General features: G+C 45.8%; 12 protein-coding genes. 2 read left to right on the forward strand and 10 right to left on the reverse strand.

The window, feature by feature from the left end:
* Positions 1 to 34 precede the first annotated feature (34 nt).
* The 6 genes from P3C17_RS05635 to rpe form a co-directional block, all read right to left on the reverse strand.
* Complete coding sequence (locus P3C17_RS05635) at positions 35 to 1,252, reverse strand: aspartate aminotransferase family protein (protein WP_300928489.1); 1,218 nt, start codon at positions 1,250 to 1,252, stop codon at positions 35 to 37.
* Between the two features lie 322 nt (positions 1,253 to 1,574).
* Positions 1,575 to 2,690: an HDOD domain-containing protein gene (locus P3C17_RS05640; protein WP_300928490.1), complete on the reverse strand. Its 1,116-nt coding sequence runs from the start codon at positions 2,688 to 2,690 to the stop codon at positions 1,575 to 1,577.
* 31 nt (positions 2,691 to 2,721) lie between these two features.
* Positions 2,722 to 3,318: an aminodeoxychorismate/anthranilate synthase component II gene (locus tag P3C17_RS05645; RefSeq protein ID WP_300928491.1), complete on the reverse strand. Its 597-nt coding sequence runs from the start codon at positions 3,316 to 3,318 to the stop codon at positions 2,722 to 2,724.
* 58 nt (positions 3,319 to 3,376) lie between these two features.
* Positions 3,377 to 4,408, reverse strand: coding sequence for a tryptophan--tRNA ligase (trpS, locus tag P3C17_RS05650; RefSeq protein WP_300928492.1), 1,032 nt, complete (start codon positions 4,406 to 4,408; stop codon positions 3,377 to 3,379).
* The gene (locus P3C17_RS05655; RefSeq protein WP_300928493.1) at positions 4,409 to 5,092 is read right to left on the reverse strand and encodes a phosphoglycolate phosphatase; all 684 of its coding nucleotides are present in this window, start codon (positions 5,090 to 5,092) and stop codon (positions 4,409 to 4,411) included. It abuts the gene before it with no gap.
* Positions 5,092 to 5,766, reverse strand: a complete 675-nt coding sequence (gene rpe, locus P3C17_RS05660) for a ribulose-phosphate 3-epimerase (protein WP_300928494.1) — start codon at positions 5,764 to 5,766, stop codon at positions 5,092 to 5,094. The genes P3C17_RS05655 and rpe overlap by 1 nt, the downstream gene beginning before the upstream one ends.
* 240 nt (positions 5,767 to 6,006) lie before the next feature.
* Between rpe and P3C17_RS05665 the strand changes: the two genes are divergently transcribed.
* On the forward strand, positions 6,007 to 6,759 hold the full coding sequence (locus P3C17_RS05665; protein ID WP_300928495.1) for a TorF family putative porin: 753 nt from the start codon (positions 6,007 to 6,009) through the stop codon (positions 6,757 to 6,759).
* A gap of 167 nt (positions 6,760 to 6,926) precedes the next feature.
* A complete protein-coding gene (locus P3C17_RS05670; RefSeq protein WP_300928496.1) occupies positions 6,927 to 7,193 on the forward strand; it encodes a hypothetical protein in 267 nt (88 codons plus the stop codon).
* 114 nt (positions 7,194 to 7,307) lie between these two features.
* On the opposite strand, the gene P3C17_RS05675 is transcribed toward P3C17_RS05670, so the two are convergent.
* From P3C17_RS05675 to aroK, 4 genes are read right to left on the reverse strand one after another with little or no spacing between them, the layout of a single operon-like run.
* Positions 7,308 to 8,204 carry a Dam family site-specific DNA-(adenine-N6)-methyltransferase gene (locus P3C17_RS05675; protein WP_346015657.1) on the reverse strand — a complete coding sequence of 299 codons (897 nt, stop codon included), beginning with the start codon at positions 8,202 to 8,204 and terminating at the stop codon, positions 7,308 to 7,310.
* 39 nt (positions 8,205 to 8,243) lie between these two features.
* Positions 8,244 to 10,019, reverse strand: a complete 1,776-nt coding sequence (locus tag P3C17_RS05680) for an SPOR domain-containing protein (RefSeq protein WP_300928498.1) — start codon at positions 10,017 to 10,019, stop codon at positions 8,244 to 8,246.
* Positions 10,016 to 11,083 (reverse strand): 3-dehydroquinate synthase, encoded by a 1,068-nt coding sequence (gene aroB / locus P3C17_RS05685; protein ID WP_300928499.1) that lies wholly within the window; start codon positions 11,081 to 11,083, stop codon positions 10,016 to 10,018. Before aroB ends, P3C17_RS05680 begins: the two co-directional genes overlap by 4 nt.
* Positions 11,084 to 11,122: 39 nt before the next feature.
* Positions 11,123 to 11,641, reverse strand: coding sequence for a shikimate kinase AroK (gene aroK / locus P3C17_RS05690; RefSeq protein ID WP_008900467.1), 519 nt, complete (start codon positions 11,639 to 11,641; stop codon positions 11,123 to 11,125).
* Positions 11,642 to 11,759: the final 118 nt, after the last annotated feature.

The following is an 11,759-nucleotide window of genomic DNA, read 5'->3' on the forward strand; positions in this document are numbered from 1 at the left end:
TAGTATGTAGTCGAACAATGAATAGAGGCTAAATTCAGCCTTGTTTCACTTGGGCTACTGCTTTTTCAAAACGTTTCATGCCTTCGATAATGTCTGCTTCGGGGATAACTAAAGAAGGAGCAAAACGCACCACATCCGGGCCTGCCACTAAAGCAAATAATCCCTGATCAGCTGCAGCGAGGAAAAAGTCACGTGAACGGCCTTTAAACTCATCGTTTAATACAGCGCCTAACAACATGCCCTGACCACGTACTGTGCTGAACACATTATGTTTTTCGTTGATAGCAGCCAATTCGCGACGGAAGATCTGTTCACGATCCAGCACACCCTGGAGTACTTCAGGCTGATTGATGGTATCTAAAGCGGCTTCTGCTACAGCACAGGCCAACGGGTTGCCGCCATAGGTACTGCCATGAGTACCGACTTTTAAATGACTGGCAATAGCTGTAGTGGTCAGCATAGCGCCAACCGGGAAACCACCACCTAAAGACTTCGCTGTGGTCAGAATGTCAGGCACTACATTGCAGTGCATGTAGGCATAGAGTTTTCCCGTGCGGCCGACACCAGATTGCACTTCGTCATAAATCATCAACGCATTAAATTGGTTGCACAGGTCACGTACGCCCTGAAGGAAAGCAACGTCGCCCGGGATAATGCCGCCTTCACCCTGCAACGGTTCTAAAATCACAGCGCAGGTATTCTCCGACATCAGCGCTTTTAAGCTTTCCAGGTTGTTGTATTCAGCGTGGTCAATAGCACCAGGCTTTGGACCAAAACCATCCGAATAAGCCGCCTGACCTCCCACTGTCACAGTAAAAAAGGTACGACCGTGGAAGCTTTTACCAAAAGAGATAATTTGCTGTTTTTGCGCACCAAAGTTATCCAAAGCCCAACGACGTGCCAGCTTTAAAGCGGCTTCGTTGGCTTCAGCACCAGAGTTAGCAAAGTAGACTTTTTCAGCAAAAGTGCTGTCGACCAGTTTTTTTGCCAGACGAATAGCCGGCTCGTTGGTCATCACATTACTTAAGTGCCATAACTTATCGGCTTGCTCTTTTAACGCAGACACCAAAGCCGGGTGGCAATGACCTAAGGCATTCACTGCAATGCCACCTGCGAAATCAACGTATTCACGACCCGCCTGATCCCAGACCCGGGAGCCCTGACCACGGACCGGAATAATAGGTGCCGGTGCATAGTTTGGAACCATCACTTCATCAAACAAAGCACGGGTGACCTGAATATGTTCTGCCATTTTTTACCTCTGCTGCAATAAAAGTCTGCTGTTTACTCTGGTCAAATTTTCAGTAAAAAAACAGCAAACGGAAAAAGATGCTTCACCGCATTATTACAGATAAAAAATGAAAAGTCTTGCTGTCAGAAGGGCCAAAAGCCTTGAAAAACAAGGCTTCCAGATAGTTTTGCATAGGATGTGAATAACTAGCTATTTGCTTTCTTCAGGAAACAGAGCAGAAAAACATCGAGCAACGAATGGCCCTGTTGATCTGCTCAGCTTTTTGACGCTACAGAAGTGCTGTTGAAAAAAACTGCATGTTTATTGACTAATTTTTTTACAATTATTCAAATGACAGCTTTTTCAGGTCCAGTTGAGACAACATTTTACGCATTTCGTTATGAACACCTGCGTCGTTTAACGCTTTGTTGGCTTCTTCCACATCCAGCCGCTGCTCATGAACCAGAAATTTCACCTGCACATAAGTATTGGCTTGTTTGACAACACGGGTTAAATCACTACAGCTGCTTAATGGCGTTTCATCTGCGATTTGGTCCAGAATAGCTGCCAACGGCATACGTTTTAATTGCCAGCGAGCAATTAAATCAGCACTGATAATACCGGCAAATTCTTCTATGCTGCTGGATAAAAAGCCAGCGTCGGCATCTAAAGCTTCTAAAGCATCGGTCAGTTCATTGTCGCGGGCATCGCGGGCTCGTAATAACTCAGTGCGTTTCACTTGTGCGTAACTGCGTAAATAGTTGCGGATCACCACCATATGGCCCATGGTCTGGAACATAGCAGCACAAAAAGCGACAAATCCATTTAGTCCCTGGGAATTTGCTATTTCACGGGCAGCTAAAGCTGTGGCCAAAGAATATTCCCAGATTTTGACCTTAAACTGAACAAAAGGATCAGTAGAGTGCGGAATACAGTGGCGAAACGCATACACCGGAACCAGGGCCTGCAGGGCCTCAACACCTAAGAAGCGCAACGCAGTTTTAATGTCTTTGACCAGATTACCTGAGCTAGTCTTATTTCGATACCGCGGCTGATTCACCAAACGCAGTACATCTTCTTTCAGCCATTGCACATTGCTTATCAATGGATCCAGCTGGTTTAACGTCACAGCTTTGGCACTTAAAGCATCAATTAAAGCCGGGAAATTCGGCCCTAAATCAAACAATGAGCTGCTGATCACTTCAATGCTGCTCAGGCGTTGCATCAGCTCCTGAGCGACCTCGTCATGCAAATGAGCCTGCGTAAAGTCGAGGAAGATTTTTTTAGCGTTTTCACCTGACTGACGGGCTTCCAGCGCTTTACGTTCTATTTCTAACATAGGACGCTGTTCGTTGGTCGTTTGCTGGTTTTTTAAATAACGTAAACGCTTCTGATTCGGGTCGACACCAATCAGATTATCAATAAACAGCTGCTCCAAAGAGGAGGAAGACAAAGACATAACTACCCTTTACGTTGTGTGTTGACACACCTTATTTATCATTATTGTTCAGGCCTTTGCACAATGTCAGAAAATTCTGTAATAACTGATGTCCCTGCTCAGTTAAAATGGCTTCGGGATGAAATTGCACCCCGTGCACAGGCAATTTTTTATGCGACAGTGCCATAATTTCCGGTTCATCAGCTTCAGTCCAGGCTTCAATACTAAAATCAGCCGGCACCGACTCTTGATCCACTACCAGTGAGTGATAGCGTGTTACGTTCAAGGGATTATTTAAGCCTTTAAACATACCTTGATCCCGATGTTTAATCAGCGAGTTTTTGCCATGCATCACTGTCTTAGCACGCACTACTTTGGCACCAAAAGCCTGAGCTATCGCCTGATGGCCTAAACAAACCCCCAAAATAGGAATTTGTCCGGCAAAGTGCTGAATGGCGGCCAAAGAAATACCAGCCTGATCCGGACTACAGGGGCCTGGAGAAATCACCAGACTGGAAGGTCGAATAGCAGCTATCTGAGTCAGGCTGATTTCATCGTTACGCCGTACCAGTACCTGCTCTCCTAATTCAGCAAAATACTGAACTAAATTGTAGGTAAAAGAATCGTAATTATCTATCAATAAAATCATAACAATCCGGCTTTTACAGCATTATTATCAATCAACCTTCAATCAAACCCTAAGTAATTTAGGTGGGTAAAACAAAACCAACAGCCTCATACACTTTTTCAAGTGTCACTGCTGCACGAGCTCTGGCTTTTGCAGCGCCTTGTTTTAATACCTGGTCCATCAGTGTCTGATCCTGACGAATTTCATGGAACTTCGCCTGCACTGGTTCTAATAAAGCAATCACAGCATCTGCTACATCGCCTTTTAAATGGCCATACATTTTGCCTTCGTATTCAGCCACCAGACTGTCAATCGGCTTGCCCGTCACACCACTTAAAATGCTCAGCAGGTTAGCCACACCAGCTTTGTTTTCCAGATCGTAAGTCACACGAGGTGGATCTTCAGAGTCTGTCATGGCCTTTTTGAATTTCTTGCTGATCATTTTTGGATCTTCCAGCAAACCAACAAAATTCCACGGATTCTCATCCGACTTGGACATTTTTTTCGTCGGTTCCTGCAAACTCATCACCCGAGCTGCAACACCAGGAATATAAGGCTCAGGCACAGTAAAAACATCGCCATGCAAAGCGTTAAAACGGCTGGCAATATCCCGGGCTAGTTCAAGATGTTGTTTCTGATCATGGCCTACCGGCACCTGATGCGCGTTATACACCAGAATATCGGCAGCCATCAGCACAGGGTAAGTAAATAAACCCGCATTGACGTTATTGCTGTGACGTTCAGATTTATCCTTAAACTGCGTCATGCGGCTTAATTCACCAAACTGGGTGTAGCAATTTAAAATCCAGTTCAGTTGGCTGTGTTCAGGCACATGCGACTGCATAAACACGCTGGAGCGGTTTGGATCTATACCACAGGCCAGATACAAAGCCAGACTGTCAAGTGAGGCACTACGCAGCGCTGCAGGTTCCTGACGCACAGTAATGGCATGCAAATCGACAATACAGTACAAACAATCGTAGTCGTCCTGCATTCTGTCCCACTGACGCAAAGCCCCCAGATAATTTCCAATAGTAAGCTGGCCTGAAGGCTGCGCACCACTTAAGACTATAGGTTTGGCTTTCTGCTGATTGGCTTTTGACTCTGACATCTATCTTTCCTGTTCTAAACAACAAATGGCATCTGGTAACAAGGAGAAAGACTCCAACACCAGATCCGGCTGACTTTGTGCAATGGATTGGCCGTGATTATACCCGTAGCTCAGCGCAATGACAGGCATACCAGCAGCACGGGCTGCAAATATATCGTTTTCAGAATCCCCGACCAATAAAATATCGGTAACCGGTAGTTGTTGCTGAGCAGCTAAAGCCAACAACATCTGTGGATCAGGTTTGGCTTTGTCGACATCATCTGCGCACCAAACCGCTTTAAAAAAGTGTTGAATGCTTAAATGCCGCAGCAATGGTTCAGTAAACTGACGTGGTTTATTGGTGACTACTGCCAAAGGATAAAGCGCACTTAGTTGCGCCAATACTTCAGGCACCTGCTCAAACAAACGAGTTTGCGAGCCGTTGCTTTGCTGGTAAAAACCAATAAACAGCTGCTGTGCCTGATTAAACTCCGACACATCACAGGGATTGGGTTCAAGCTGGCCTGTTAATGCTCTTTGAATCAGCATCGCCATACCATTGCCCAGCCAATGCTGCACCTGAACCAGGCTGACCTGCGCTTTTCCAAGCTCTGCCAGCATTTGGTTTAGCGCGGGTAAAATGTCAGGAGCGCTGTCGACCAAAGTGCCATCTAAATCAAAAGCTATCAATTGAAAAGGCCGCACTAATTCACTCCGGCCAGTTCAGCACGCATCTGATCGATCACTTTCTGGTAATCCTTCTGACTGAAAATGGCAGAGCCAGCGACAAAGGTATCAGCACCTGCTTCTGCGATTTCACGGATATTCTCAACCTTCACACCACCATCAATCTCCAGCCGGATCGGCAAACCACTCTGGTCAATGATCTGGCGGGCTTGTTGCAGTTTTTTTAAAGTTGCAGGAATAAAAGACTGACCACCAAAACCCGGATTGACCGACATCAGCAGCACCAAATCCACTTTATCCAGTACATAATCCAGATAACTTAATGGGGTTGCCGGATTAAACACCAGGCCAGCTTTACAACCCTGCTGACGGATCAATTGCAAAGTACGATCCACGTGTTTGGATGCTTCTGGATGAAAACTGATAATGGAAGCACCGGCCTCTGCAAAAGCAGGCACCAGGCTATCAACGTTTTCGACCATCAGATGCACATCGACAGGAGCTGTGATGCCATAGTTGCGCAAGGCACTGCAAATCATGGGGCCAAAGGTTAAATTCGGCACATAATGATTGTCCATCACATCAAAATGCACAACATCTGCCCCAGCTTTTAAAACCCGCGCGACATCTTCGCCCAAACGGGCAAAATCTGCCGATAGAATTGACGGAGCAATCCAGTTAGGTTGGCGCATCTTCTCTCCAAAAAGCTGTTGTAATAAAACAAAGCCCAGACTTTACTGAATCGCTTAGAAAAAATCATCTTTGTTAGTAAGGTGCACTGCACAAAAATCAGGCAGCAACGCACCACTTTTGCACATAAATGATAAATCTCTGCAATACCAATTCAGTACCCTATTGATTTAATTAGGAATAAAGCAATGGCACAAAAAATGGACTGTATTCACGGGAACTAATAGATAAGGGCAAATAAAATGACAAAAAAAGTAACACTGGGATCAAAAGCAACAAGTAAAACAATTCGCCGTAGCCTCGTAGCATTGCTGATCGCGGGTAGCAGTTTCGGTGTGAGTGCCGCCAGCCTTTCAGGCAATGTGGCCTTTACCTCAGATTATTTATTCCGTGGTATTTCGCAAACGGACGAAGGCCCGGCAGTTCAGGGCGGTTTTACCTTAAGCGGAGACTCTGGCTTTTATTTGTCTACCTGGGGTTCAAACATTAAGTTCGGTGAAGGCAGCATGGAGTTGGACATTTTAGCTGGCTGGACCGGTGCATTAAGCGACAGCTGGAATGTAGACGTTGGTGTGATGCAATACCGTTATCCAAAAGGCGATAACGATGTCGATGAATTTAACTTTTACGAAGGTTATGCCAAGTTTTTTTATGACAGCTGGACTTTAGGTATTGCCTATTCACCAGACTATTTTGGCGCCGGAGTTGAAGACTATTACTACCTTTCTGCAGATTACAAATACAGTCTGATAGAAAATATTGCGTTAGACTTACACTTTGGCTACAACGTTTTTGAAGATGAAGGTGAGTTTGCAACCTTTTTAGCAGCAGGTCCTGTCAATACTGATACTTACATTGACTGGAGCATCGGCTTCAGCACAGAAGTCTTAGGTGCGGGTGTGTCGCTGAAATATGCAGACACCGATATCGACGATTCGGCAGAATGCGATTTATGTGATGGTCGTGTTGTCTTGACTTTAAGTAAAACCTTTTAATCTGTACTGATGGGGCAAAACAACTGTTTTGCCCCTGTAGTTCTGTTCGCTTCATTAAAAAAGTCTTATTTAAGTGACTTTTGTCACTGGCTGACTAAGTTATAAACTTGTAACTTGTCCTCAACTTGAGTATCATCCAGCACATAATTCAACCAGTTGAGGTTCGTATGAAACAACAAGCAAACCGCAAAGTAGTGTCCGCGTTGGCCATTAGCTTGTGTCTTGGTGTTGTTGTTTATCAACAGAAAGACTCACCCACTGAATTATGCCAGGCGCAGGCGCAAGCCGACCCTTCTAAGCCTCTGGCAATTACTGCATTATGTCAGCCTTCTCAGCAAAGCTGGTTCAGCTGGTTGCAGGGCAACAGCCGCTCTACCCAATTTCATTTTGTTGACTTACTTGAGTTACTGAACCGTTTTAACCACAGAGGTTAAAATGGCAAAAGCTCCAGGCTTTAAACAGGTACTCAAAGCCGTATTCGGTGCTGTTGTTGGAGTTCAATCTGAGCAACAACGTCAACAAGACTTTCAGACAACAACCATCTGGCCTTACTTAGTCGCAGGAGTTTTTGCTGTGATGATTTTTGTTGGGTTATTACTGCTGCTGGTCAGTTGGGTAGTCGAAGGCTGAACATTGGTTGCATATAACGCAAAAAGTTCTGCGACTTTGCCTCGTGTTGCGCCTTTCTGGCTGATAGAACGCCCTACCTGAATAGAGGTTAACTCTGCTTTCTCATACAACTTACGGGTTAAAATAGTGTCGTGATTACTGATCACTACGCTAATGCCACGGCTCTGGCAATTTTCGGCCAGGTTTGCCAGTTCTGCCTGATCATCCAAATCAAAACTGTTTTTAGCATAAGACGTAAAGCTGGCCGTGCGGCTCAGTGGCACATAAGGTGGATCACAGTACACCACTGCCGGTGCTTTAATGTGTTGCATCAGCTTGTTGTAATCCATACAAACAAACTTAGCTTTTTGTGCTTTTTCAGCAAAAAACCATAACTCCGCTTCGGGGAAATACGGCTTTTTATAGCTGCCAAAAGGCACGTTAAATTTACCACTGCTGTTATAGCGGCATAACCCATTGTAGCCATGGCGATTTAAATACAAAAACAATAACGAACGCTGATAGCTGTCGGTACTTTGATTAAACTCTTCCCGAAAAGACAGATAACTGCTTTTTTCGTTGCTGCTTTGGACAAATAATCCTCTGGCATCTGCAATAAATTTCGCGGGCTGAGTTTGCAACAGCTGGTACAGATGGATCAGGTCAGCATTGATATCATTCAGCAGATAGTCCGGATAATCTGTGTTTAAAAACACTGACCCAGCTCCGACAAAAGGCTCGACCAATAAAGGCGCCTTTGGCAGTTGCAAAGAAATGGCATCAACTAAATTATATTTTCCGCCAGCCCATTTCAGAAAAGCTCTGGACTTCTTCAGCATAAGCAAGTCACCTGTCTAGTCTGCCGCCGTATCAGGTTAGTTTGCATTGGCTGAGCGGATCTCACGCTGAATATCACTTAAAGGTTTCACAAATGGGGTTTGCTGCCGCAACTCTTCAGGCATAGACTTCACTTGCTGCCGTGCAGCTGCGCCATTGACATAAGAGGCGGACACCACAACAAACTGAGTTTTACCTTGCTGTTGACGCTGGTACAACTGCAGATTTAATGTTGAATACTGCTGTAAAAATTTCTTCGCAGCAGCTTCCTGAGAAAACACGCCGAGTTGAATAGCCACAGTGTCTGGCAGCATACCTAACAGCACAGCGGCATCGCCTTGAGCTGATGCATTCGCTGTCGGGGGTGTTTGTTGAACCGATTGTTCGGCGTCAGCAGCCATCTCTGCAAGTAGGTCATTTTGCTCCGGTGCAGCTTCAGCAGGTGCCTGTTGTACAGGAGCTTCCGTTGCAGGTTCTGGCTCAGCAACGACAACAGCTTCCTCACCTGGCGCAGGTAACGCAGGGATCACAGGTTGTTCGCGCATAGGCTCTGACTCAATAGTCATAGAAACTATTTGCTGTTGAGGCAAACCGTTGTCATCTTTAGCCACTTCCTTGCGCACTGTCATACTGGCGGTATCAGTGGTTTTTTCCATCGCCATTTGTGGCAAGCCCTGATCGGCAACAACAGTTTGCGCGCTATTTGATGCCGCAGAATTATTTACGGTAGCAGCAGACTGCGCCGGTATTTCCGCTTTGATTTCTACTGTAGGTTCAAAATGACGATCTGCTTGCAAGCGTGCTGCAGCACTAGTGTCGGCTGCAGGATAATAAGGCACCATATCATTAGCTATAGGTTCCCTGAACTGCTGTTCAGTCCACAACCAGAACATCACTACGGCGGCAATCAAACCAAAACCCAGGCTCATCACTAAAAAAGGTGAAAAAAACTGGCCTGAGGCCTGCTTTGCTGGTTTTGTATCTTCCACTGTGCGGTGGCGATAGTCGCTGCGTTGTTCTGTTTCTATTGAAAATGAGGGGTGTTCATCTGCTGTATCTATGGCACGAAATCCCAGCGGATCGTCCCTGTCATTTAAATCAAAGCTGCTGTCCCTGGCATTGGCTACAAAAGCTGGAGCAGTGATCTCTTCCTTGGCCGAAAATGTCAGCGGTGAAGCAGCAGCTTCTGCTTTGGGTTTAGAAAACACTGCCGCCTTACGGGCAGGGCTGGCATTCAGCCCATGTAACAATAAATGCAAATCGCCGGCACAATCTTCAATACGTTCGCGTTGTTCACGGCCCTGCAAATTATAAGGCGCTAATAATTCAGCGGCTTCTGCTTCACTGAATGCAGGAATATTCATTGCCAGACGAATATCATTTTTTGCTTTCAGGCAACTGACGAAAACGCTGACAGGTAGTTGCTGAACCAGCTGCCAACTGGCCTCGTTTAGTAGATCGGCATCGTCTACCAGCAATAGGTATTGTTGTGTTTTATCCAACTGAGCCACAAAATCTGTCAAAGTGCGTGGCATAGCAGCAGAGCCAAGCCATTGTTGCTGAAGTACTTTCAGTACATCAACAGGATTCAGACCAGCATCAGCCTGTAACAAAGCCACATTAAACTGCTCAGAGCAAATTTCAGCCAGCGTCAGGATCAAGGTAGATTTTCCACTACCGCTTGACCCCACCAGTTGTAAACGGTCAGGCTGATTAAATTCCAGCTGCAACAGCAAACGTTGCAGTAACTGACGTTGGGAGCCTAAAAGGCCGGAATGTTGCGTTAAACGCTGTTGCAGAGCTTGTTTACTCATATGCTAAAGAGAGCCATTAGTTCTTGTTCGGTCACATCATCGACTATTGCGCTTTGCCCCAGGGCGGTAGGAACAATAAAGCGCATTTTGCCTGCCTGTACTTTTTTATCGGTTTTCATATAAGGCATAAAATCTGCAATGTTCATCTGCTTTGGCGGTGCCACAGGCAAATCAAAAGCAGATAACAACTGGATTATACGTTGTAACTCTTCGGAGCTGACATCACCACGACTGACGGCCAGCTGAGTTGCCATCACCATACCTACAGCCACTGCTTCGCCATGTAACCACTGACCATAACCTAAAAAGGCCTCAATGGCATGACCAAAAGTATGGCCCAAATTCAATAAAGCCCGCTCACCTTGCTCTGTTTCATCGCGGCTGACAATATCCGCTTTCATCTGACAACAATGGCGGATCATTTCGCCTAAAACAGCAGGTTGCAATTCACGGATAGCCTGTTGATTTTGCTCCAGCCAGTTAAAAAAGGCCAGGTCGCTGATCAGCGCATACTTAATCACTTCCGCCATGCCTGCAGCAAATTCAGAGGCAGGTAAAGAGCTTAAAACCGAAGTATTAATCAGCACCAGATCAGGTTGCTTAAAAGCACCAATCATATTTTTACCCAGCGGGTGGTTAACAGCCGTTTTACCGCCGACAGAAGAGTCAACCTGAGATAATAAAGTGGTCGGCAGCTGGATAAAACGTACACCACGCTGGTAGCAAGCTGCAACAAAACCTGTCAGATCGCCTATCACTCCGCCACCTAAAGCGACCAGTAATACATCACGGTTGATTTTGTGCTCAAGCAAAAAGGACATCACCTGTTCAAAAGAGCTTAAGGTTTTGTAGGCTTCGCCATCGGGTAAAATAAAGGAGTGCACTGTTGAATCAGGAAATAATGCAGTGACAGCAGGCAAATAAAGCCCTGCAACCACTGGATTAGAAACAATCACCACCTGACGGGCTTGAGGTAAAAAATCCGTCAGAGGCTGACTAAATAACTGGGGACTGATCAGGATAGGGTAGCTGCGCTCTCCAAGTTGTACTGCAACTTTTTGCATACACAGCTCTCCTTAATATCCCTGAAAAGTTATCTCAAACTAGAAACCAAGTTGTTCAACGATTTGATTCGCCACTGAACGGGCACTTTGTTCGTCTGTGCGTACGGTAAAGTCAGCGATCTCTTCATACAGAGGATTACGCTCAGCCGCCAGACGTTCCAGCACCTCTTTTGGTGCCTCTTCGGTTTGTAACAACGGACGTCTTTTGTCACGTTGAGTACGGGCCACTTGTTTCTCTATAGGGGTTTCTAAATAAACCACTATGCCACGCGCGGATAAACGGTTGCGGGTTTCTTTGCTCAGCACTGAGCCACCGCCAGTCGCCAGTACTATGCCTTGTAATTCTGTTAAGTCCGAGATCACGTTTTCTTCGCGAACACGGAATCCCTCTTCGCCTTCCAGATCAAATACCCAGGCTATATCTGCACCAGTGCGGCGTTCTATTTCCTGATCTGAGTCGTAGAATTCGAGATGAAGCATGTCTGCTAAATGACGGCCAATTGTACTTTTGCCTGCACCCATTGGGCCTACCAGGAAGATATTGCGTTTTTCTGCCATAGTTCGTAATGCTGCTGCGCTAACTTAGAAGGTTAATTTCAGGACCCGAAAGCTCCCACGAAAATTTGAAGCGGTGAATTATGTCAGCAATCAGCTTGGCTTGGCAAGCGAATTTTCT

The sequence above is a fragment of the Rheinheimera sp. 1928-s genome, assembly GCF_029269265.1.
GTDB lineage: Bacteria > Pseudomonadota > Gammaproteobacteria > Enterobacterales > Alteromonadaceae > Pararheinheimera.

Bases quoted from the DNA above. Each gene is read 5' to 3' on its own strand.
- rpe (WP_300928494.1), bottom strand. From the start codon at position 5,766: ATGCGCCAACCTAACTGGATTGCTCCGTCAATTCTATCGGCAGATTTT.
- P3C17_RS05665 (WP_300928495.1), top strand. From the start codon at position 6,007: ATGACAAAAAAAGTAACACTGGGATCAAAAGCAACAAGTAAAACAATT.
- P3C17_RS05670 (WP_300928496.1), top strand. From the start codon at position 6,927: ATGAAACAACAAGCAAACCGCAAAGTAGTGTCCGCGTTGGCCATTAGC.
- aroB (WP_300928499.1), bottom strand. From the start codon at position 11,083: ATGCAAAAAGTTGCAGTACAACTTGGAGAGCGCAGCTACCCTATCCTG.
- trpS (WP_300928492.1), bottom strand. From the start codon at position 4,408: ATGTCAGAGTCAAAAGCCAATCAGCAGAAAGCCAAACCTATAGTCTTA.
- P3C17_RS05640 (WP_300928490.1), bottom strand. From the start codon at position 2,690: ATGTCTTTGTCTTCCTCCTCTTTGGAGCAGCTGTTTATTGATAATCTG.
- P3C17_RS05645 (WP_300928491.1), bottom strand. From the start codon at position 3,318: ATGATTTTATTGATAGATAATTACGATTCTTTTACCTACAATTTAGTT.
- P3C17_RS05635 (WP_300928489.1), bottom strand. From the start codon at position 1,252: ATGGCAGAACATATTCAGGTCACCCGTGCTTTGTTTGATGAAGTGATG.
- P3C17_RS05680 (WP_300928498.1), bottom strand. From the start codon at position 10,019: ATGAGTAAACAAGCTCTGCAACAGCGTTTAACGCAACATTCCGGCCTT.
- aroK (WP_008900467.1), bottom strand. From the start codon at position 11,641: ATGGCAGAAAAACGCAATATCTTCCTGGTAGGCCCAATGGGTGCAGGC.